The organism is Streptomyces thermolilacinus SPC6 (assembly GCF_000478605.2).
Classification (GTDB): Bacteria; Actinomycetota; Actinomycetes; order Streptomycetales; family Streptomycetaceae; genus Streptomyces; species Streptomyces thermolilacinus.
The window spans coordinates 5,765,718-5,787,098 of record NZ_ASHX02000001.1; the positions used below are offsets into that span (position 1 = coordinate 5,765,718).

Genomic DNA, 21,381 nt, shown 5'->3' on the forward strand with positions numbered 1-21,381 from the left:
CGCGCCCCGGCCGGGGTCGGCCGTGGCGCGGCCCGTGCGCTGGTTCGCCGGCTACGCGGCGGTCCGGGCGGAGGCGGTCCGGGCGGTGACCGCCGCGGGGGAGGTGCCGGTCCGTGCCCCGCGCCACTGGTCGGAGGAGGAGCGCGCCTGGTCCACGGAGCCGGGGCCGTACCGGCTCGTGGCGGGGCGGTCGGCGGGGGACCCGCGGTGGGAAGGGACGGTGACGGCCGAGCGCCGGGCGGTCACCGGCTGAGGCTCTTCACTGCGCCGCCCGTTCCCGCAGGGTCGCGTGCCAGGCGGGGCTCTGCTCCTCCGGAACCGCTTCTGCGCGGCGGCCGCCGCGGGCGAAGAAGTCGGCGAGCGGCAGGATCGCGGCTCCGACCGTGACGGCGTCCGGTCCCAGGGTGCCGAGATCGATCTCCACACGCGCGGCCGGGTACGTCAGCGAGTACGCAGTGGCGTGGGTCCGCACGGAGTCGAGGAAGCGTCGGCCGAGCTGGAGGCCCGCCCAGCCGCCGACCAGGATGCGCTCGGGCTGGAACAGGTTGATCAGGTCGGAGAAACCGGCACCCAGGTACTCGGCGGTCTCCTCCAGGACGGCCAGAGCGGTCGCGTCGGCCGGTGCCGTCGTTCCGTCGGCGCCCGGGGCGGGGTAGGCGGCGGCGAGCATCGCGGTCAGCGCGGTCTCCTCGTCCGCGCCGGCGGGGGGCCGCCCACCCGCCTCGGACCACCGTTCCAGCAGGGCCTCCGCTCCCGCGTACGCCTCCAGGCAGCCCTGGGCGCCGCAGCGGCAGTGACGGCCGCGTACCCGTACGGTCAGGTGCCCCCACTCCACGGCCCGGCCGGAGCGCATGTCGTCGGTGACGAGGCAGGCGCCCACTCCGGAGCCGAAGAGGACCACGACCGCGTTCTGTGCGCCGCGCCCGGCGCCGAACCACATCTCCGCCTGGCCGAGCGTCTTGGCGCCGTTGTCGATGTGGAACGGCACGGTCTCGGGCAGCAGCCGCGACTCGCGCAGGAGCCGTTCCAGCGGGACGGCGTCCCAGCCGATGGTCTGGCCGTGCACCACCGCGCCGTCCTCGGGGGTCCTGGCGACGATGCCCGGCACTCCGATGCCGACGCCCAGCAGCCGCTCCACCGGGATCCCGGCCCGACGCAGCACCTCGGGGATGCCCTCGCGCAGATGGCCGACGACGACGCCGACGTCGTAACGGTCGACCCGCCGCGGGCCCTCGGTCTCCAACGGCCTCTCCACCCGCGCCAGTTCGGTGAGGGCCAGGTCGAACAGCTCGATCCGCACGCGCGTCTCACCGACGTCCACGCCGATCATGTAGCCGCTGTCCGCGCGGATGCGCAGGAGCGTACGGGGGCGGCCCCCGGCCGAGTCGACGCTGCCGGCCTCCTCCACCAGGCCGTCGGCGACGAGCTCGGACACCACGTTGCTGACCGAGCCGGAACTCAGGCCGGTGACCGGACCGAGCGAGAAGCGGCTCAAAGGCCCGTCGAAATACAACCGTTGCAGTACCGCGGTGCGGTTCTCCCGCCGCAGGTCACGCACAGTACGGCCGCTGCGCACCTTCACCCTGCCCCCTCGTCTCCATTGTCCTTCAGGCAACTTACATGTGACCGATGCCTTGACGCGATCTTCGCTTGAGGTTTAACTCACATTCTAAATTAAGCGGCGGGGGGCTTCAGGGCCCGAACGCGGGACGTTGCTCGCGTCGCACCCCTCGCGCTGGCGAAGTCCGTCCACCTCCCCGGAAGGCCTCTGGAGTCATGCGCAGAATCAGAGCCGCAGCCGTCGGCGCCGTCACCCTCCCGCTCGTTCTCACCGCGGCCGCCTGCGGCGGGGGCTCGTCCGGCTCGGAGGGCTCCAACGAGCAGCCGGGAACGCTCACGTACTGGGCCTCGAACCAGGGCGCCAACCTCGAGGTGGACAAGAAGGTCCTCCAGCCCGAACTCGACAAGTTCGAGAAGGAGACCGGCATCAAGGTGAAACTGGAGGTCGTGCCCTGGTCCGACCTGCTCAACCGGATCCTCACCGCGACCACCTCAGGCCAGGGCCCCGACGTCCTCAACATCGGCAACACCTGGAGCGCCTCCCTGCAGTCCAGCGGCGCCCTGCTGCCCTGGGACGCCAAGAACTTCGAGGCGATCGGCGGCAAGGACCGCTTCGTGGAATCCGCCCTCGGCTCCACCGGCATCCAGGGCCAGGACCCCGCCGCCGTACCGCTGTACTCCATGGCCTACGCGCTCTACTACAACAAGAAGCTGTTCGCCGAGGCGGGCATCGAGAAGCCGCCGGCCACCTGGGACGAGCTGGTCGCCGCCGGCAAGAAGCTCACCGCGAAGGGCTACAACGGTCTGGGCGCGGAGGGCTCCAACCTCTCGAACAACATCCACCAGGTCTTCGTCCTCGGCAAGCAGCACGACGCGGACTTCTTCACCCCCGACGGCAAGGTCGACTTCACCTCCGACGGCGCCGTCGCCGCCGTCAAGCAGTACGTCGACCTCATGGCCGAGCACAAGATCATCGCGCCGGGCAACGCCGAGTACGCGCAGAACCAGTCCCTGAGCGACTTCGCCAAGGACAAGACGGCCATGGTCCTGTGGCAGACCGCGTCGGCCACCTTCAAGACCCAGGGCATGAACGACGACGAGTGGGGAGTGGCGCCCGCCCCGGTGCGGTCCGGAAAGCCCGGCCCGGGCACCGCCACCAATTCCATGGTCGCCGGCATCAACATGGCCGTCTTCAAGAACACCAGGAACATCGACGGCGCCAAGAAGTTCGTCAAGTTCATGACCAGCGACGAAGAGCAGGTCATCCTCAACAAGGCCTACGGCTCCATCCCGCCGGTCAAGACCGCCCAGCAGGACCCGGCCTTCGACACCCCGGCGCTCGCCGTCCTGCGCGAGACCCTGGCGTCCAGTGCCACCGCACTCCCGCAGGTCCCGGAGGAGTCGCAGTTCGAGACCGTCGTCGGCACCGCGGTCAAGGAGCTCTTCGCCGACGCCGCCGCCGGCCGTCCGGTGACCACCGAGTCGGTGCGGGCCAAGCTCGAAAAGGCTCAGCAGCAGATGCCCGAGACGTGAGCACGGACCCTTCTATGACCCTCACCGCTGCCTCCGGCACAGGAGAGCGGACGGCACGGAAGAACTCTCCCGGAGCGGCGCCGCGCACGCGCCGCTCCGGGCGGCTGCGCCGCATCGGCCTGCCGTACCTCCTGCTGCTCCCCGCCCTCCTGCTCGAACTCCTCGTCCACCTGGTGCCGATGGCGATCGGCATCGTCGTCAGCTTCAAGGAGCTCACCCAGTTCCACATCCGCGACTGGGGCACCGCTCCCTGGACCGGGCTCGACAACTACTCCCTCGCGGTGGACTTCAACGCCCCCGTGGGCGAGGCGTTGCTGAAGTCCTTCCTCACCACCTGCCTGTTCACCCTGTTCTCGGTCGGGCTGTGCTGGCTGCTCGGGGTGGCCGCCGCCGTCTTCCTGCAGGAGGGCTTCCGCGGCCGGGGATTCCTGCGCACGATCTTCCTCGTCCCGTACGCGCTGCCCGTCTACGCGGCCGTCATCACCTGGGCGTTCATGTTCCAGCGCGACAACGGACTGATCAACCACGTCCTGCACGACCAGCTCGGCCTCACCGACACCCCGCCGTTCTGGCTGATCGGCGAGAACAGCTTCATCACGCTGCTCGTCGTCTCCGTGTGGAAGGGCTGGCCCTTCGCCTTCCTGATCATCATGGCGGGGCTCCAGAACATTCCCCGGGAGATCTACGAGGCCGCCGCCCTCGACGGTGCCGGGATCTGGCAGCAGATCCTCCGCGTCACCCTGCCGTCGCTGCGTCCGGTCAACCAGGTGCTGGTGCTGGTGCTGTTCCTGTGGACCTTCAACGACTTCAACACCCCCTTCGTCCTCTTCGGCAAAGCGGCACCGGAGGCGGCGGACCTCATCTCCCTGCACATCTACCAGTCCTCGTTCCAGACCTGGAACTTCGGCACGGGCTCCGCCATGTCGGTCCTCCTGCTCCTGTTCCTGCTCGTGGTGACAGGCGCCTACCTCCTGCTCACCTCCCGAGGAAGGAAGGCCACCGATGCCTAGCCACTCCCGGCGGCCGGTCCGCTCCCCGATGGCCGCCCCGCGGTCCTTCCTGTGGAGCCGGCGGATCTTCCTGACGCTCCTCACCGGCTTCGTGCTGCTGCCGGTGTACGTCATGGTCTCCAGCTCGCTCAAGCCGCTGGAGGACGTGTCCGGCACGTTCCAGTGGATCCCCTCGGACCTCACCGTCCGCCCGTACTTCGACATCTGGGAAACCGTCCCGCTGGCCGACTACTTCATGAACTCCCTGATCGTGGCCGGGGCGGCGACCGTCTGCTCCGTGACGATCGCCGTGTTCGCGGCCTACGCGGTCAGCCGCTACTCGTTCCGCGGCAAGCGGGTCTTCACCGTCACGGTGCTCTCGACCCAGATGTTCCCCGGCATCCTGTTCCTGCTGCCGCTCTTCCTCATCTACGTCAACATCGGCAACGCCACCGGGATCGCCCTCTTCGGTTCCCGCGGGGGCCTGATCCTCACCTACCTCACCTTCTCCCTGCCCTTCTCCATCTGGATGCTGATCGGCTACTTCGACTCGGTGCCCCGCGACCTGGACGAGGCGGCCAAGGTGGACGGCTGCGGGCCGCTCGGCGCTCTGTTCAGGGTCGTCGTCCCCGCGGCGGTCCCCGGCATCGTGGCGGTCGCGGTCTACGCCTTCATGACGGCCTGGGGCGAGGTCCTCTTCGCCTCCGTCATGACCAACGAGACCACCCGGACCCTCGCCGTCGGCCTCCAGGGCTACTCCACCCAGAACGACGTGTACTGGAACCAGATCATGGCCGCCTCCCTGGTCGTCAGCCTGCCCGTCGTCGCGGGCTTCCTGCTCCTCCAGCGCTACCTCGTCACCGGACTGACCGCCGGCGCCGTCAAGTGACCGACGCCGTCCCCTCCCTCACCTCACCCCTCCGACCAGCTCAGAGAGGCCCTCTGTGTCCGATTCGATCGATCTCGCCGCTTTCCCGCCCGACTTCGTCTGGGGCACGGCCACATCCGCCTACCAGATCGAGGGCGCCGTCGCCGAGGGCGGCCGGGCACCGTCGATCTGGGACACCTTCTCCCACACCCCGGGACGGGTCGACAACGACGACCACGGCGACGAAGCCTGCGACCACTACCACCGGTGGCCCGAGGACATCGCCCTGATGCGCTCGCTCGGCACCAACGCCTACCGCATGTCCATCGCCTGGCCGCGCGTCCTGCCCGCCGGTGACGGGCCGGTCAACGCGGCCGGCCTCGATTTCTACGACCGGCTCGTCGACGGCCTCCTCGACGCCGGCATCACCCCCAACATCACCCTCTACCACTGGGACCTTCCCCAGGCCCTCCAGGACCGCGGCGGCTGGACCACGCGCGAGACCGCCGAACACCTCGCCGCCTACGCTTCCGTCGTCGCCGGACGGCTGGGCGACCGGGTCACCCGCTGGGCCACCTTGAACGAACCGCTGTGCTCCGGATGGATCGGCCACCTCGAAGGCCGGATGGCCCCCGGCCTCACCGACCTGACCGCCGCCGTGCACGCCTCCTACCACCTGCTGCTCGGCCACGGACTGGCCGCGCAGGCGATCCGCGCGGCCGTGCCGGGCGCCCAGGTCGGGCTCGTGACCAACCACTCCACCGTGGAGGCCGCGTCCACGCGGCCGGAGGACATCGCGGCGGCCACCCGCATGGACGGCCACACCAACCGCTGGTGGCTCGACCCCGTCTACGGCCGGGGCTTCCCCGCCGACATGCGCGAGCTCTACGGCGTCGCACTGCCCGAACGCCCGGGCGACCTGGAGACGATGACCGTCCCGCTCGACTGGCACGGCCTCAACTACTACTTCCCGGTCACGGTCGCCGACGACCCGGCCGGCCCCGTCCCGTACGCCCGCGAGGTCCGCCTGCCCGACGTGCCCCGCACCGGCATGGACTGGCAGATCGACGCCGACGGCCTGGAGACGTTCCTGCTGCGGCTGACCGACGACTACGGCGTACGCCGGTTGTACGTCACCGAGAACGGCTCCGCCTTCCCCGACACCGTCGGTCCCGACGGCACCGTCGACGACCCCGAGCGGACCCGCTACCTGGAACAGCACCTGGGCGCCTGCGCCCGCGCCGTACGCAAGGGCGCCCCGCTCGCCGGGTACTACGCCTGGTCGCTCCTCGACAACTTCGAATGGGCCTACGGCTACGACAAGCGCTTCGGGCTCGTCCACGTCGACTACGCGACGCAGGCACGCACCGTCAAGGCGAGCGGCCGCCGGTACGCGGACATCATCCGCGCCCACCGACAGGCCCATGCCTGACCCGTGGCACAGAGGGCGGGAGAGGCTCCTGCCGACGGACACGCACGCGTCGGCAGGAGCTTCGCGGAAGTGGCGGCGGAGGTGCGACCGGCGGCCTGCCACCGATACCCCGCCGCGGCCGGCCCTCCGCACGCCTCACTGATGCGGCGGGGCACCGGATCGAGCCGCTGATCAACGGCTCCGGATCCGCGTCCTCCGGGGCTGCCGCGACGCCGACATCGGCCGGCTCGGGCACTCGTCGCCCGCGATCACCCTCGGTTACTATGCTCACTTCATGCCGGAGGCCGGCAGCGAGGGGCGCGGCACCATCGACGGACCGCCGGGGAGCGGGGAGACCGGCGCGCCGGTCGAAACTCCCCGGATTCCCCCGGCGCCGTCGACCGGCGACGTCAGCCTCCACGCCCCGACGAAGCCGTCCGTGGATCGCAAGGCTGAAGAGATGGGTGGCCTGGGAAAGTGTTGGAAGAGGTCGTAGCGACCCGCTATGTCACGCCGTTGCGTGAGGGCGGCTCGCTCCCCGGGATCGTCGAGGCCGATGATCTCGGCACGTATGTCATGAAGTTCACCGGCGCGGGACAGGGCCGCAAGACGCTCGTCGCGGAGGTGATCTGCGGTCAGCTCGGCCGTCGCCTCGGGCTGCGCGTGCCCGAGCTCGTCACCATCCAGCTGGACCCGGTCATCGGCCTCGGCGAGCCCGACCAGGAGGTCCAGGAACTGCTGAAGGCCAGCGGCGGGCTGAACCTCGGCATGGACTACCTGCCGGGCTCCATCGGCTTCGACCCGCTCGCCTACGAGATGGATCCCGTCGAGGCGGGCCGCGTGGTCTGGTTCGACGCGCTGATCAACAACGTGGACCGGTCCTGGCGCAATCCCAACATGCTCGTCTGGCACGGCGAGCCCTGGCTCATCGACCACGGCGCCACCATGATCTGGCACCACAACTGGCCCGGCGCCCAGGCCTCCGCCGCCAAGCCGTACGACGCCTCCGACCACGTCCTGGCCACCTACGGCCCCGACGTGGCCGCCGCTGCCGCCGAGCTGGCACCCCGGGTCACCGAGGAGCTGCTGACGGAGGTCACCGCTGACGTACCCGACGAGTGGCTGGTGGACGAGCCGGGCTTCGACGCGCCCGACGCCGTGCGCCGCGCGTACGTCGAGGCGCTGCTGCCGCGGGCCGCGACCATCCACGAACGCGTCACCGTGGGGGAGCGGACCGAGCGCAAGCCGTCGCAGGCGCCCGGCTGGCTGACCGACCACCTCACCCCCTGGCCGCACACGACCGGCCAGGGCGAGCACAGCAAGCAGAAGGACAGCGGCGAGTGACCGAGCGGAACGTCTTCGAATACGCCCTGCTGCGGGTCGTCCCGCGCGTCGACCGCGGCGAGTGCTTCAACGCCGGGGTGGTGGTGTACTGCCGCGCCAAGGCCTTCGTCGCCGCGCGGACGCACCTGGACGAGCGGAAGCTCGCCGCGCTCGACCCCGAGGCCGACGTCCTCGGCGTACGGGCCGCGCTGCACGCCGTCGAGGGCGTCTGCCGCGGCGGCGACGACGCCGGGCAGGCCCGCCGCGAGGACGCCGGGCGGCGGTTCCGCTGGCTGGTCGCGCCCCGCTCCACCGTCGTCCAGCCCGGCCCCGTCCACACCGGGCTCACCACGGACCCGGAGGCCGAGGTCGAACGGCTGCTGGACCTGCTCGTCCGCTGACGCCGCAGGCGGAAGCCCGGCACCCGTGCCCTCGGGCCGTTGACACCGGGTGCCAGGGCTTCTAGCGTCTCGTCCTGCTGAAGGTACTAAGCGGTCGCTCACCACTCCGGGAGGGTGGGACGGGCGGCTCCAGGGACTCAAGGGCGAGGAGAACCAGCATGTCCACCACCCAGCAGCGCGTGGCCGTCGTGACCGGAGGGGCGCGCGGCATCGGCGCGGCGACCGCCGTACGGCTCGCGGCCGAGGGCCGCGCCGTCGCCGTCCTCGACCTCGACGAGGCCGCCTGCAAGGACACCGTCGACACGATCACCGCGGCCGGCGGCACCGCCCTCGCGGTCGGCTGCGACGTCTCCGACAGCGCCCAGGTGGAGGCCGCCGTCGCGCGCGTCGCCGAGGAGCTCGGCGCCCCGGTCATCCTTGTCAACAACGCGGGCGTCCTGCGCGACAACCTGCTGTTCAAGATGTCCGAGTCCGACTGGGACACGGTCGTGAACGTGCACCTCAAGGGCGCGTTCCTGATGGCCAAGGCGTGCCAGAAGCACATGGTGGACGCGGGCTTCGGCCGGATCGTCAGCCTCTCCTCGTCCTCCGCGCTCGGCAACCGGGGCCAGGCCAACTACGCCGCCGTCAAGGCCGGGCTCCAGGGCTTCACCAAGACCCTCGCCAAGGAACTCGGCAAGTTCGGCATCACCGCCAACGCCGTCGCGCCCGGCTTCATCGTCACCGAGATGACCGCCCAGACCGCCGCGCGTGTGGGCATGGGCTTCGAGGAGTTCCAGGCGGCCGCCGCCACGCAGATCCCGGTGCAGCGCGTGGGCCGCCCCGAGGACGTGGCGAACGCGATCGCCTTCTTCACGGGCGACGACGCCGGATTCGTATCCGGCCAGGTCCTGTACGTGGCCGGCGGGCCCCTCAACTGAGACGGCGGGTGGACGACGACATGAACGCCAGCGAACTGCCCGAGCCGACCGGCCGGGTCGCCCTCGTCACCGGCGGCAGCCGGGGCATCGGCTACGGCATCGCCGAGGCCCTCGTCGCGCGCGGCGACCGGGTCTGCATCACCGGACGCGGTGAGGACGCACTCAAGGAGGCCGTCGAGCGGCTCGGCGCCGACCGTGCCCTGTACGTGGCCGGCAAGGCCCACGACGAGGCCCACCAGGCGCTCGCCGTCGAGCGGACCATGGAGACCTTCGGCCGCGTGGACTACCTGGTCAACAACGCCGGGACGAACCCCGTCTTCGGTCCCATGGCCGACCTCGACCTCAACGTGGCCCGCAAGGTCTACGAGACGAACGTGATCTCCGCCCTCGGCTTCGCCCAGCAGACCTGGAGGGCCTGGCAGAAGGAGAACGGCGGCGCGATCGTCAACATCGCGTCGGTCGCCGGTGTCGCCGCGTCCCCGTTCGTGGGGGCGTACGGGATGAGCAAGGCGGCGATGATCAACCTCACGCTCCAGCTCGCCCACGAGTTCGCCCCGGCCGTCCGGGTCAACGCGATCGCGCCCGCCGTCGTGAAGACGAAATTCGCGGAGGCCCTCTACGAGGGCCGGGAGGCGGAGGTGACCGCCGCCTATCCGCTCGGCAGGCTCGGCGTTCCCTCGGATATCGGTGGCGCCGCCGCATTCCTTACATCCGACCAATCGGACTGGATCACCGGACAGACCCTGGTGGTCGACGGGGGAATTTTCCTCAATGCCGGAGTCGGCTGAGGTGGATTACGCCTGATTGGCCGCCTAATGCCTCAAGTGCCCCGCCGGTCTCCCTGATTGACCTGGCGGGGCGCTGCGGTATGGTCGGCCGACCATGGCTGAACGAGGAGCGTGTGCACGTGTTCAACCGGACCAGTCTGCAGGCAGCTGCAGCCCTTGCGTCCATATCCCTGCTGGCGGGATGCAGTCTCTTCGCGGGCGATGAAGCCGAGGCGGAAAGCAGGATCGTCGTCGGGACGACGAGTTCTCCGACCACCCTCGACCCAGCGGCCGCGTGGGACAGCTCGTGGGAGCTGTACCGGAACGTCTTCCAGACGCTTCTGAGCTTCCCCACCGGCAGCACGACGCCCCAGCCGGACGCGGCGGACTGCAAGTTCACCGACGGCGCCAGCAAGGTGTTCGAGTGCGATCTGCATGACGGGCTGCAGTTCTCCTCCGGCACCAAGGTCGACGCCGCGGCCGTCAAGCACTCGATCGAGCGCATCCGCACGATCAACGCGGAGGGCGGCCCCAACGGGCTCCTCGGGTCTCTCGACAAGATCGAGACCCGGGGCGACAAGACGGTCGTCTTCCACCTGAAGGAGTCGGACGCCACCTTCCCGTTCGTCCTCGCCACCCCGGCCATGTCGATCGTGGACCCCGCCTCCTACCCTGCGGACAAGCTCCGCGAGGACGGCAAGGTCGTCGGCTCCGGCCCGTACAACCTCGCCAAGTACACCGAGGGCGTCGAGGCGGAACTGGTCAAGAACCCCACGTACAAGGGGTTCGCGGGCGACCGCAAGAACTCCGCCGTCACCATCCGCTACTTCGGTGACTCCGAGGCGATGGTCGCGGCGCTGAAGAACAAGGAGATCGACGCCACCTACCGGGGCCTCACCGCCGAGGAGGTCGTGGACCTCAGCGAGAAGAAGCCCGAGAACGAGGGCCTCCAGGTCGTCGAGTCCACCGGCGCGACCATCCACTACCTGGTCTTCAACCCCGACGACCCGCAGGCCGGCAACCCCGCCGTCCGCCGGGCCATCGCCCAGATCATCGACCGGGGCGCCCTCGTCGCCAAGGCGTACCGGGGCACCGCCGAGCCGCTGTACTCGATGGTCCCGAAGGGCATCGCCGGGCACACGACCAAGTTCTTCGACCAGTACGGCGACCCGGACGTCGCCAAGGCGAAGAGCATCCTTCGCAAGGCCGGCATCGACAAGCCGGTGAAGCTGACCTTCGGCTACACGACCGACCGGTACGGCTCCTCGACGGCCGACGAGTTCGCCGAGCTCAAGCGGCAGCTGGAGGAGTCCGGCCTGTTCGAGATCACCCTGGTCGGCAAGCCCTGGAAGGAGTTCCAGGCGGCCTACCAGAAGGGCGAGTACCCGGTCTTCGGCCGTGGCTGGTTCCCCGACTTCCCGGACCCGGACAACTTCGTCGCGCCGTTCGTCGGCAAGAACAACGTCCACGCCGCGCCGTACGAGCAGGCGGAGATCATCGAGCAGCTGCTGCCCGAGTCGCGCCGCAAGAGCGACCGCGGCGCGGTCACGGAGCAGTTCGAGCGGGCCCAGCAGATCTTCGTCGAGGACGTCCGCCTGCTGCCCCTGTGGCAGGGCAAGCTGTACGTGGCGGCCAGCGAGGAGATCGGCGGCGCCGAGCGCGCCCTCGACCCGCAGACCGTCATGCAGCTGTGGGAGCTGCACCGCAAGACCAGCTGGTAACGGCTGCCCGACGAAGGGTGCGGGGTCGCTTGTCAGTGGTCGCGGGTAGGTTCTGTGATCGACAAGCGATCCCACACCGGAGGTTGTTGACGTGACCGACACCGCCATGCTGCCCGAGTCCTGGCGCGGCGTCCTCGGCGACGAGCTGCAGAAGCCGTACTTCAAGCTGCTCACCGAGTTCGTCGAGGAGGAGCGGGCCAAGGGGCCGGTCTACCCGCCGCGGGACGAGGTGTTCGCCGCGCTCGACGCCACTCCGTACGACAAGGTGAAGGTCCTCGTCCTGGGCCAGGACCCTTACCACGGAGAGGGCCAGGGGCACGGGCTGTGCTTCTCCGTGCGGCCGGGCGTCAAGACCCCGCCGTCCCTGCGCAACATCTACAAGGAGATGCAGGAGGAACTCGGCCACCCCGTCCCGGACAACGGCTACCTCATGCCGTGGGCCGAGCAGGGCGTCCTGCTGCTCAACGCGGTGCTCACCGTCCGCGCGGGCGAGGCGAACTCGCACAAGGGCAAGGGCTGGGAGAAGTTCACCGACGCCGTGATCAGCGCCGTCGCCTCCCGCCCCGACCCGGCCGTGTTCGTCCTGTGGGGCAACTACGCGCAGAAGAAGCTGCCGCTGATCGACGAGACGCGGCACGTCGTGGTGAAGGGCGCCCACCCGTCGCCGCTCTCCGCGAAGAAGTTCTTCGGCTCCCGGCCCTTCACGCAGATCAACAAGGCCATAGCCGAGCAGGGCCACGAGCCGATCGACTGGCGCATCCCGAACCTCGGCTGAGCCCTCCGGACCGGGGCCCGCCCTTGCCTCGCACCCCGGCGCCGGGTCTTCCCGGGCGTCGGGCCCGGGCGGGTCTTCCGGTCCGCCCGCCCCGGGGCGGGAGGGCCGGGATCTGACCGTCGGCTGTGCCTTGTACCAGGGCTGGGGCCGAGCCCGGCGGCTGCCCGGGCCCGGTCGTCCCGCTGCTCCGTACCGGTACGGCAGCAGGTTGCCGGGGCTCCGGGGCGCGAGCCCGCCTGCCGCCCCGGGCCGCCCGTTCCTGGGCCGTCCCTCGCGGGCTCCGGGGCCGCCCGGTCCGGGTGGACAGGCGGCGCACCGCGTTGTCTCGCGCCTCGGGCCCCTGCCAAGCCGTCCCGGTACCGGGCGGTAGTCGTTCCCCGGTGCTCTGCGCACGGTGCCCGGTGCCCGGGGTCCGTCTGCCGTCCGGCCCGGGGGCCGCCCGCCGTCTGCCGCTGCCTTGCGAGTCGGCCTCGCACATGGCTGCCCGGTGCCCGCTCCTATCCGGCACCCGATGCCCGCTCGCCTTCAACCGCCGCTCCGCGAAAAGCGGTTGTCGCGTACGGGGCCGGCCCATAGAGTCCGGAGACGAAACGGCGTGTAGCTCAGTCAGCCAGAGCACCGGGCTCCAGACCCGGAGGGCGCAGGGGCGGATCCTGCCACGCCGGCTTATGAAGGACGACGCTGAGCAGCAGCAGGCCGCGGGCGCCGGCTACCCGCACGGACAGCTGGCCAAGGCCCTCATCACGGCCCTCACCCACCAGGACCCCGCCGTCCGCGACCGCGCCGAAGGCCGCGCGCGGCAGTGGCGGCAGGTGCTCCACGGCATGGCCTCCGGGAAGCTCGACATCGGCTCCCGTACGCCCGCCGGATGGCCCTCCTGGGTCACCCTCGAAGTCCTGCGGGGCGGCTTCGCCACCGGCTCGCCCGTCGCCGGAGGGCCGCTCAAGCCGCACGAGGCCGACGCCGCGCGCCGCGCAGGGGTCCCGGCCGAGCGGGCCGCCCTGTTCCGGTACCACCTCACCGAGCCCGGGCTCCGGGAGCTGTGCGCCCTCCTCGACAGCGGTCGCTACGACGCGGCCGTGCCGGAGGAGACCGCCCTGCTCACGGTCGCCTGGCTGCTCCGCGCCGGTCATCCGGAAGCCGCCGCCGGACTCGTACGGGAGCTGGAGCCGTACGCCGACCGGCTCCGCTTCACGCCCCGCCCCTCGCCCCGGCCCGCCGCCCCCGCAGACGGCGTCCACCGCACCACCGTCGCCGACGCCGTCGCGACCCTGGAGCGGCGCCGCCCCCACGCGGCCGTCGAAGCCCAGCGCGAGGCGCTCACCGTGTGGCGCCCGTTCGCCGACGACCTGCTCGCCCACTGGCTCGAGACCGCGGACCCCGACGGCGTACGCGTCCTCGACCGCACCCCCGGCCCCGGCTGGCGGGAGCGCGGCGCCGCCCTCCTCGACCGGTACGCGCGCCTCGCGGCCGCCCACACCCGGTGCACCAGGCACCGCAAGCCCAAGGAGAACCTCGCCATCCTCCGCGCCACCCTGGAGGACACCCTCGCCGGGCGCTCCCTGGACGCACGGCGGCTCGGACTGCTGCGCCACGCCGTCGCCTCCATGGTCCGGCGCCGCGGCCTGCCCGGGTCCCCGGAGCACACCGCGCTGCGCCGCCGCCAGGCCGAGGAGGCCGCCCGCCCCTCGTACCAGGCGCTGGCCCGGCTGGTCCTCCACCGCCTCTCCGGGCTGCCCGGCCACACCGGACTGCCCGACACGGCGCCCTTCACCGCCCCGGTCACGTCCCGCGAGGCCGACGAGACGGGCATCCCCGCCGGTACGGCCATGCCCCGCGCGGTCCGGCGTCCCGTCGAGACGGCGCTCACCGCTCCGCTCCGCACCCTCGTGGAGCGCGGCGTCGTCCCCTCCTGCGAGGTGCTGGCCCGGCTGACGCCCCAGCTCGTCGCCGCCGTCGGCGCCCGCGCCTGCCCCGACGCGGCCCTGGGCGCCCTGGTCGCCGCCAACCACCGGGCGTTCCAGAACCGCCGCTCGCTGCTCCTGCTCAACCTGGCGGGGCAGACCCGGCCGGTGGACCTGCCGTGGTCGCGGGCCGTCGCCCCGCACCGGGGCGCCGAAGCGGGGCGCGACGACGCCCGTGCCGCGCTGCGCGAGCTGGCGGAGCTGGCCGTCGAGGCGTTCCCGGGCACCCTGCTGCCGAACCCGCTGGTCTGGCAGTTCGGCCACCTCGCCCGCCAGGCGGACCTGGACGCGCCGTTCGTCGAGGAGCTGGCCGCCGACATCTTCATGGGAACGTTCACCGCCAAGTTCCTCGACGCCGCGGCGACCGCCGCCGAGCTCCTGGAGGGCACGCTGTACGAGCGGTACTACGGCATCGACTACGCCGCCGTACGCGACCTGGCCGCCGAGAAGGCCGCCGCCGTGGGGAGCGACGGGACGCGCACGCCGTCGAGGAGCCGGACGTCGCACGGGTTCGCCCTGCTCTGCCACGCGCGCGCGGGGGAGACCGGCCGCTCCTGGAGCCCGGCGGCCAACGGCAAGGTCATCGAGCAGGCGCAGATCCTCACCACGCACAACCTGGCCACCCTCGTCCACCGGGTCGGCATCGCCCCGCGCCCCGGCCCGGCCGAGCTGGCCCGCCGCTGCTTCCACGACGTGTGCCGCCTCACCGACCTGGCGTCCCGCCACCCGCGCCCGCTCGCACTGATCAAGAACGCCGCGTACGCGTGGCGGCAGATGGTCTTCCACCTGTCGCTGTGTCCCTCGGGCGAACAGAGCGCGGTGCTCGACGAGCTGGGCCTCGCAGAGGGCGGTCTCACCCCGGCGCTGGCCGGACTCCACCTGGTCGCGGCGGGCGGCACCTTCGGCGACGACGGCACGGCGGCCGGGGGCCGCGCCCGACGCCTCCTCGGCTGGACGACGGAACGCCACTGGCTGACCGGGACGAGGTGACCCGGCTCCGCGCCGGGTGACCGGGCATCACGTCAGGTGACCCGGCGGTGTCGGCTGCGTCTTCCGGGGATGGGGGCCGCGGGCGGCTAGCGTCGGGACACGACGACGAGGAGGCCGGGAACATGGCGGATGACGAGGCGGGGACGACCGGTACGGCAGGAACGACCGGTACGGCGGACGGGGGCACGGACGCGGACGCCACGCACGCGGCGCGCACGGCGCACACGACCCGTACGACGGGTACGGCCGAGGAGGGCGAGGGCGCGGGCGCGGGCGCGACGGCGGCGACCGGAACGGCGGACGAAGACGCGGACGCGGGCGCGGGCGGCTCCGGACCCGACGACGCGGTCCTGACCGGCATCGGGCAGGCGATGATGCTGCTGCACGGCGGCGACCGTGAGGAGGCCCGCAACCGGTTCCAGGCCCTGTGGGAGCGGATCGGCCCGGACGGCGACCCCCTGCACCGCTGCACCCTCGCCCACTCCATGGCGGACGCCCAGGACGACCCGGAGGCCGAACTCGCCTGGGACCTGCGCGCCCTCACCGCCGCCGACGCGCTCGACGACGACCGGCTCGCCCGCCACGACACGGCCGTCGCCCTCCGGGCCCTGTACCCGTCGCTCCATGTGAACCTGGCCGCCGACTTCCTCAAGCTCCGCCGCCCGGGCGCCGCGCGCGAGCACCTCGACCGGGCCCGCGCCGCGTCCACCGCGCTCGGCGACGACGGGTACGGCACCGGTGTCCGCGCCGCCATCGACCGGCTCGACCGCCGCCTCCGCGAACAGGGCGCCTGACGTCCCCAGGCCCCGGCCAGGGGACGTCCCGGGACCCGCGCCCCAGGCCCACCGCTGCGGGCGGCCACCACACGCACGGGTGAAACGAGCCACACGTATGCTGCGGGCGGACGGCAACCACGTGAGAGGAGACCCCCGTGAGGGTGGGCTGCATCGGGCTCGGCGACATCGCGCAGAAGGCGTACCTTCCGGTCCTCACGACGCGGCCCGGTGTCGAACTGCACCTCCAGACCCGCACCCCCGCCACCCTGGAGCGGGTCGCGGACGCCCACCACATCCCGGAGGCGCGCCGCCACGCGGACCTCGACTCGCTGCTCACCGCCGGTCTCGACGCCGCCTTCGTGCACGCCCCGACGGACGTCCACCCCGAGATCGTCACGAGGCTCCTCGAAGCCGGGGTGCCGACGTACGTGGACAAGCCCCTCGCGTACGAGCTCGACGCTTCGCGCCGTCTGGTGGAGCTGGCCGAGCGGCGCGGGGTGTCCCTCGCCGTCGGCTTCAACCGCCGCTACGCGCCCGCGTACGCCCAGTGCGAGGACCACCCGCGCGAGCTGATCCTCATACAGAAGAACCGCGTCGGCCTGCCCGAGGACCCCCGCACCCTCGTCCTCGACGACTTCATCCACGTCGTGGACACCCTGCGTTTCCTGCTGCCCGGCCCGGTGGAGCACACCGACGTGCGGGCGCGCGTCCGCGACGGGCTCATGCACCACGTGGTGCTCCAGCTGTCCGGCGACGGCTTCACGGCGATCGGCATGATGAACCGCATGAGCGGCTCCGCCGAGGAGATCCTGGAGGTGTCGGGGCAGGACACCAAACGCCAGGTCGTCAACCTGGCCGAGGTCGTCGACCACAAGGGCCAGCCGACCGTGCGGCGGCGCGGCGACTGGGTGCCGGTCGCCCGGCAGCGCGGCATCGAACAGGTCACGCTCGCCTTCCTGGACGCCGTGCGGGACGGCCGGACGCTCAGTGCCCAGGACGCCCTGCGGACCCACGAGCTGTGCGAGCGGGTCGTACGCGACTGTCTGGAGCAGGCGTCCTGACCGCCCGCGCCCCCGCCGCGCCCGCCACCCCGGCCAGGACGGCGAGCGCCGCCCACACCGGCCAGTCCCCGAACCGCACGTACGGGGTCGTCGCGGTGGCGAGCGGCAGGTCGTAGACGGCGGCCGCGCTGCGGTCCGTGCCGAGCGGGGCGCCGATCCGGGCGCCGTCCGGGCCGTACGCGGCGCTCACACCGGTCAGCGTCGCGTGCACCATCGGCCGCCCGGTCTCGGCCGCGCGCAGTGCCGCCAGCGACGCGTGCTGGCCGGGCGCCCAGCTGTCCTGGAACGTGGACGTGGCCGACTGCGCGACGAGCAGCCGCGCGCCGTCCCGCGCGAGGTGGCGGCTCATGTCGGGGAACGCCGACTCGAAGCAGACGAGCGGACCCACCAGGAGCTCACCGCCCTTCCCGGCCGTCATGACGACCTGGGCGGTGCCGCGCCGCCGGTCCTCGTCGGCGGCCCGCCCCACGGACGTCACCCACCCGAGGACGGCCCGAGCGGGGACGTACTCGCCGAACGGCACCAGCCGCATCTTGTCGTACCGGTCGCCGGTCGGGCCTCCCGGGCCCACGAGGACGCTGCTCTTGTAGATGCCCGGCAGGTCCGAGCGGCGCGCGTCCACGTTCACGAGCACCTCGGCCCCGACCTGCCGGGACAGCTCCGCCAGACGCTCGGCGAGGTTGGGCCGCGCCGCCAGGTCGGCGCCCACGCTGCTCTCGCCCCACACGACGAGGTCCACGTCCCGTTCCGCCAGGGCGCGCGTCAGCTCCTCGCCGCGCGCGAACCGCCGCTCCGGCCCGTCCGGCCCGCCGATGACCCCCGGCTGGACGACCCCGACCCGTACGGTGCCCACCGGCTCCGGAGCCGCCGCCCACAGCGCCGCCGAACCCAACCCGACCGCGCACGCCGCCAGCGCCGCGACGGCGGCCGTACGCACGGACGGGACCGCCACGAGGAGCGCCAGCGCCGTGTTGACCGCTACCACCAGCAGCGTCACCAGCCACACCCCGCCGATCGCCGCCACCCGCAGCGCGGGCGGCACCTGCCACTGGCTGGCGCCCAGCAGCCCCCACGGACCGCCCAGCCCCTCCCAGGACCGCACCACCTCGACCATCAGCCACCCCGACGGCACCACCGCGCACACGAGCAACGCCCGCCCCGGCGTCCCGGACGCCTCACGGAAGACCCACCGCACCAGCCACCCCCACGGCGCCCACAGCAGCCCCAGCAGCGCGGCCAGCACCAGGATGAAGACGTGCAGGTTCGGCATCAGCCAGTGGTGCACGGCCAGCATGAACCCCGTACCGCCGAGCCACCCGTCCAGCGCCGCCCGGCGTCCCGTCGGCGCGGCCCGGAGCAGCAGCAGCCACGGCACCAGCGCCCCGTACGCCAGCCACCACAGGGACGGCGCGGGGAACGCCAGGGCGGGCAGCGCCCCCGCCAGGACGGCGGCCGCGCCGCGCCCCCACCGGGAGGACCACACCTGCCCCCGCCGCGACGCCCACGGCCGCGTCGAGGCCACCTCACCGAGCCCGGCCCGCAACCGCATCCGTGCCTCCTCGCCCGGGGGTCTGGAACTCCAGTGTGGCGGAGGGGATCACTCCACGGAAAGTGCGCCCGGCGCGCGCCCCGCGCTTTCCCGGTCGGTCACGGTCTCAGGCGGCTTCCCACTGGTGGGCGCGGCCGCCGCGCCACTCCACGAGGTGCGGGTCGTCGAGGTCGATGTCGGCCTCGTCCAGACCGGCGCGGCGGAGGAACTCGAGCAGGTCGGCGTCGTTGTGGGCCAGCCCGAGGATGTCACCGCGCGCGGTGACGCGGCGGCCGCCGCTCGGGGTGGGCCGGTGCACGACGATCGGCGCTTGCCAGGGCATACCCCCAGGGTGCCCCGCCCGGCACTTGATCGCAGACCACGGCGGCGGGGGAGTACGGGGCCGGGGTACGGCCGTACGAGGCCGTAAGCCGCCCCACACCCGGGGCCCTCTCACATCCGGGCCGCCCCACACCCGGGCCGCCCACGCGAAAGGCCGCCCCGCGCGAGGCGGGACGGCCGGGACGCCGAACGGGCGGCGTTACGCGGCGGTGCCGACGTCGCCCGTCTGGGCGGCGGCCCACTTCAGGATCAGGGCCTGATAGATCCGCTGTTCGTCAGCCGACAGGCGTCCGCCCGAGCGCGCCCACAGCTCGCGGATCGCCCGGTTGAGGGCGTCGGCGTCGGGGACGGGCATGGCGGGGTCGAACGCGGGCTTGGACATGCGACCAGACTAAGGGGCACATCGGACCATCCGCTGTGACCCGCCACGCACCGTGACGATTCACACGCCGTGTCAGTGCGACGGCTGACCCGCGTCCGGGGCGAGGACACCCAGCCAGATCAGGGCGAACAGCACCAGGCCGAGCGCTATCCGGTAGATCACGAACGGCATGAAGCTCTTGGTGGAGATGAACTTCATGAACCACGCGATGACCGCGTACCCGACGCCGAACGCGACCACCGTCGCGAAGACCGTCGGCCCCCACGCCACATGCCCCTCGCCGACGGCCTTCAGTTCGAACAGGCCCGAGGCGAGGACGGCGGGGATGGCCAGCAGGAAGGAGTAGCGGGCGGCGGCCTCGCGCGTGTAGTTCATGAACAGGCCGCCGCTGATGGTGGCGCCCGACCGGGAGACGCCGGGGATCAGCGCCATCGCCTGGCACATGCCGAAGATCAGGCCGTCCTTGACGCCCAGGTCTCGCAGCGTCTTGCGCTCCGGCGCCGCCCGGTGCCGGCCGCCCTCCTGCGCGCGTGCCGCCAGCCGGTCGGCCACGCCCAGCACGATGCCGAGCACGATCAGGGTGGTCGCGATCAGCCGCAGATCGCGGAACGGTCCCTCGATGTGGTCCTTCAGGGTGACGCCCAGCACACCGATCGGGATCGACCCGACGATGACGAGCCAGCCCATCCGGGCGTCGTGGTCGGAGCGCATCGACTTGTCGGTCAGTGACCGGAACCACGCCGTGACGATGCGGGCGATGTCCTTGCGGAAGTAGATCAGGACCGCCGTCTCGGTGCCGATCTGCGTGATCGCCGTGAAGGCGGCGCCAGGGTCGTGCCAGCCGGCGAAGGCGGCCGTGAGGCGCAGATGGGCACTGGAGGAGATCGGGAGGAACTCCGTCAGCCCTTGGACGAGTCCGAGGATGAGCGATTCGAACCAATTCATGGGGCCAGGGCCGTCCCGAAATGTGCGTGTGCGGTCGTTTGGGTCGGTGCAGCGTACCGCCTCACAGTGAACGGACGGTGATCATCCGGTGTCCTGGAGCGGTGTCAGACCGAGGCCGCAACGGTGTCAGGCCGCGGCCGAGGACCTCAGCCGGTGCCGCTTCCGCCAGGCCACGACGGCCCCCGCCGTCACGCTCACCACGATGAACCCGGCCGACAGCAGGAACGCCGGAGAGGTCGGCGACGCGGCCTCGCTCCCGGCCACCACGTACGCCGCCGTGTTCGGTACGCAGCCGAGGCCGGTGCCCAGCAGGAACGGCGCGTACCCCATGCGGGAGAGCGCCGCCCCGTAGTTGGCCGCCGCGAACGGCACGCCGGGGAACAGCCGGATCGCCAGCGTCGAGCGGAACGCGTGCCGGGTGAGCTGCCCGTCCGCCGCCTCCACCCAGCGCCCGCGCAGCAGCGGGCGCAGCGCGTCGCGGCCCAGCGCCCGGCCGAGCATGAACGCGATGCCCGCCCCGAGGACGGTCCCCGCGACGGCCGCCGCCAGTCCCGCCTGCGTCCCGAAGAGGGCGCCCGACGCCAGGTTGAGCACGGGGCGCGGTACGAACGCGGCGGTGCACAGCCCGTACGCGACGCCGAACAGCACGACGGCGCCCACACCGCCCACCTGCGGCGGCCAGCCGCCGTCCGCGAGGACGCGGTGCGGCTCGTACGCCACGACCAGCGCCCCGGCGCCCGCGAGCAGCACGACGAGCAGCGACAGCCGCGACCAGGGGGAGAGGAGGGCGCGGGAGCAGCGCAGGGCGAAACCGGCGGGCCGGACGGCGGGCTCGAGCATCCGGGGAGCCTAACGGACGACCGCCCGCTCCCACCGTGACCGGGACCGCACCCGCCCGCCCGCACCCTCCCCGCGACCCTGGGGCGGCCCCGGCCCCGGGTGGCCGGGGGCCTCGGAAAATCGCTCGACGCGCACGACCCGTCACGGCAGGATCGTCCGCATGTTCCGGTATGCCTTCCTCGCAGCGCCGTCCGCAGTCGCGGACGCGCCGAAGGCTGCCGCCATCGTCCTGGACGGCGCCCGAAGCTGACCCTTCCCGGATCGTCCGGCGGCCCCGCAGGGGGA

The 21,381-nt window shown here is 72.3% G+C and carries 20 protein-coding genes and 1 tRNA gene; 15 read left to right on the forward strand and 6 right to left on the reverse strand.

The genetic code is table 11. From position 1 onward, the window contains the following. Window positions 1-22: 22 nt before the first annotated feature. The gene (locus tag J116_RS25030; RefSeq protein ID WP_023589816.1) at window positions 23-253 is read left to right on the forward strand and encodes a fibronectin type III-like domain-contianing protein; all 231 of its coding nucleotides are present in this window, start codon (window positions 23-25) and stop codon (window positions 251-253) included. A gap of 6 nt (window positions 254-259) precedes the next feature. On the opposite strand, the gene J116_RS25035 is transcribed toward J116_RS25030, so the two are convergent. Further along, the gene (locus J116_RS25035; RefSeq protein WP_023589817.1) at window positions 260-1,582 is read right to left on the reverse strand and encodes an ROK family protein; all 1,323 of its coding nucleotides are present in this window, start codon (window positions 1,580-1,582) and stop codon (window positions 260-262) included. Between the two features lie 194 nt (window positions 1,583-1,776). Between J116_RS25035 and J116_RS25040 the strand changes: the two genes are divergently transcribed. From J116_RS25040 to J116_RS25105, 14 genes are all read left to right on the forward strand, one after another. Continuing rightward, window positions 1,777-3,093 carry an ABC transporter substrate-binding protein gene (locus J116_RS25040; protein WP_023589818.1) on the forward strand — a complete coding sequence of 439 codons (1,317 nt, stop codon included), beginning with the start codon at window positions 1,777-1,779 and terminating at the stop codon, window positions 3,091-3,093. 14 nt (window positions 3,094-3,107) lie between these two features. After that, on the forward strand, window positions 3,108-4,103 hold the full coding sequence (locus J116_RS25045; protein WP_023589819.1) for a carbohydrate ABC transporter permease: 996 nt from the start codon (window positions 3,108-3,110) through the stop codon (window positions 4,101-4,103). 28 nt (window positions 4,104-4,131) lie between these two features. After that, window positions 4,132-4,971, forward strand: a complete 840-nt coding sequence (locus J116_RS25050) for a carbohydrate ABC transporter permease (protein ID WP_028964492.1) — start codon at window positions 4,132-4,134, stop codon at window positions 4,969-4,971. Window positions 4,972-5,026: 55 nt separating this feature from the next. Beyond that, a complete protein-coding gene (locus J116_RS25055; protein ID WP_023589821.1) occupies window positions 5,027-6,382 on the forward strand; it encodes a GH1 family beta-glucosidase in 1,356 nt (451 codons plus the stop codon). 456 nt (window positions 6,383-6,838) lie between these two features. Beyond that, window positions 6,839-7,705 (forward strand): HipA family kinase, encoded by an 867-nt coding sequence (locus J116_RS25060; protein WP_028964493.1) that lies wholly within the window; start codon window positions 6,839-6,841, stop codon window positions 7,703-7,705. Next, window positions 7,702-8,085 (forward strand): DUF3037 domain-containing protein, encoded by a 384-nt coding sequence (locus tag J116_RS25065; protein ID WP_023589823.1) that lies wholly within the window; start codon window positions 7,702-7,704, stop codon window positions 8,083-8,085. The genes J116_RS25060 and J116_RS25065 overlap by 4 nt, the downstream gene beginning before the upstream one ends. 158 nt (window positions 8,086-8,243) lie before the next feature. Next, window positions 8,244-9,005: a 3-oxoacyl-ACP reductase FabG gene (gene fabG, locus J116_RS25070; protein WP_023589824.1), complete on the forward strand. Its 762-nt coding sequence runs from the start codon at window positions 8,244-8,246 to the stop codon at window positions 9,003-9,005. 20 nt (window positions 9,006-9,025) lie between these two features. Further along, window positions 9,026-9,793 carry an SDR family oxidoreductase gene (locus J116_RS25075; RefSeq protein ID WP_028964494.1) on the forward strand — a complete coding sequence of 256 codons (768 nt, stop codon included), beginning with the start codon at window positions 9,026-9,028 and terminating at the stop codon, window positions 9,791-9,793. A gap of 119 nt (window positions 9,794-9,912) precedes the next feature. Then, window positions 9,913-11,493 (forward strand): ABC transporter substrate-binding protein, encoded by a 1,581-nt coding sequence (locus tag J116_RS25080; RefSeq protein ID WP_028964495.1) that lies wholly within the window; start codon window positions 9,913-9,915, stop codon window positions 11,491-11,493. A 91-nt stretch (window positions 11,494-11,584) separates the two neighbouring features. Further along, complete coding sequence (gene ung / locus J116_RS25085) at window positions 11,585-12,268, forward strand: uracil-DNA glycosylase (RefSeq protein WP_023589827.1); 684 nt, start codon at window positions 11,585-11,587, stop codon at window positions 12,266-12,268. Between the two features lie 591 nt (window positions 12,269-12,859). Beyond that, window positions 12,860-12,933, forward strand: a tRNA-Trp gene (locus J116_RS25090). Window positions 12,934-12,936: 3 nt separating this feature from the next. Next, a complete protein-coding gene (locus J116_RS25095) occupies window positions 12,937-15,222 on the forward strand; it encodes a hypothetical protein (protein WP_023589828.1) in 2,286 nt (761 codons plus the stop codon). A gap of 371 nt (window positions 15,223-15,593) precedes the next feature. Further along, complete coding sequence (locus J116_RS25100; RefSeq protein WP_201258869.1) at window positions 15,594-16,016, forward strand: hypothetical protein; 423 nt, start codon at window positions 15,594-15,596, stop codon at window positions 16,014-16,016. A 137-nt stretch (window positions 16,017-16,153) separates the two neighbouring features. Beyond that, window positions 16,154-17,059, forward strand: a complete 906-nt coding sequence (locus tag J116_RS25105) for a Gfo/Idh/MocA family protein (RefSeq protein WP_023589830.1) — start codon at window positions 16,154-16,156, stop codon at window positions 17,057-17,059. Here J116_RS25105 and lnt read toward each other — a convergent pair. The 5 genes from lnt to J116_RS25130 form a co-directional block, all read right to left on the reverse strand. Beyond that, complete coding sequence (gene lnt, locus J116_RS25110; protein ID WP_023589831.1) at window positions 16,983-18,608, reverse strand: apolipoprotein N-acyltransferase; 1,626 nt, start codon at window positions 18,606-18,608, stop codon at window positions 16,983-16,985. The genes J116_RS25105 and lnt overlap by 77 nt on opposite strands. Window positions 18,609-18,714: 106 nt before the next feature. Further along, a complete protein-coding gene (locus tag J116_RS25115) occupies window positions 18,715-18,930 on the reverse strand; it encodes a hypothetical protein (RefSeq protein WP_023589832.1) in 216 nt (71 codons plus the stop codon). Between the two features lie 198 nt (window positions 18,931-19,128). Then, a complete protein-coding gene (locus J116_RS25120) occupies window positions 19,129-19,311 on the reverse strand; it encodes a hypothetical protein (protein WP_023589833.1) in 183 nt (60 codons plus the stop codon). A 72-nt stretch (window positions 19,312-19,383) separates the two neighbouring features. After that, the gene (locus tag J116_RS25125) at window positions 19,384-20,256 is read right to left on the reverse strand and encodes an undecaprenyl-diphosphate phosphatase (protein WP_023589834.1); all 873 of its coding nucleotides are present in this window, start codon (window positions 20,254-20,256) and stop codon (window positions 19,384-19,386) included. 126 nt (window positions 20,257-20,382) lie between these two features. Continuing rightward, complete coding sequence (locus tag J116_RS25130) at window positions 20,383-21,096, reverse strand: TVP38/TMEM64 family protein (protein ID WP_023589835.1); 714 nt, start codon at window positions 21,094-21,096, stop codon at window positions 20,383-20,385. Window positions 21,097-21,381 lie beyond the last annotated feature (285 nt).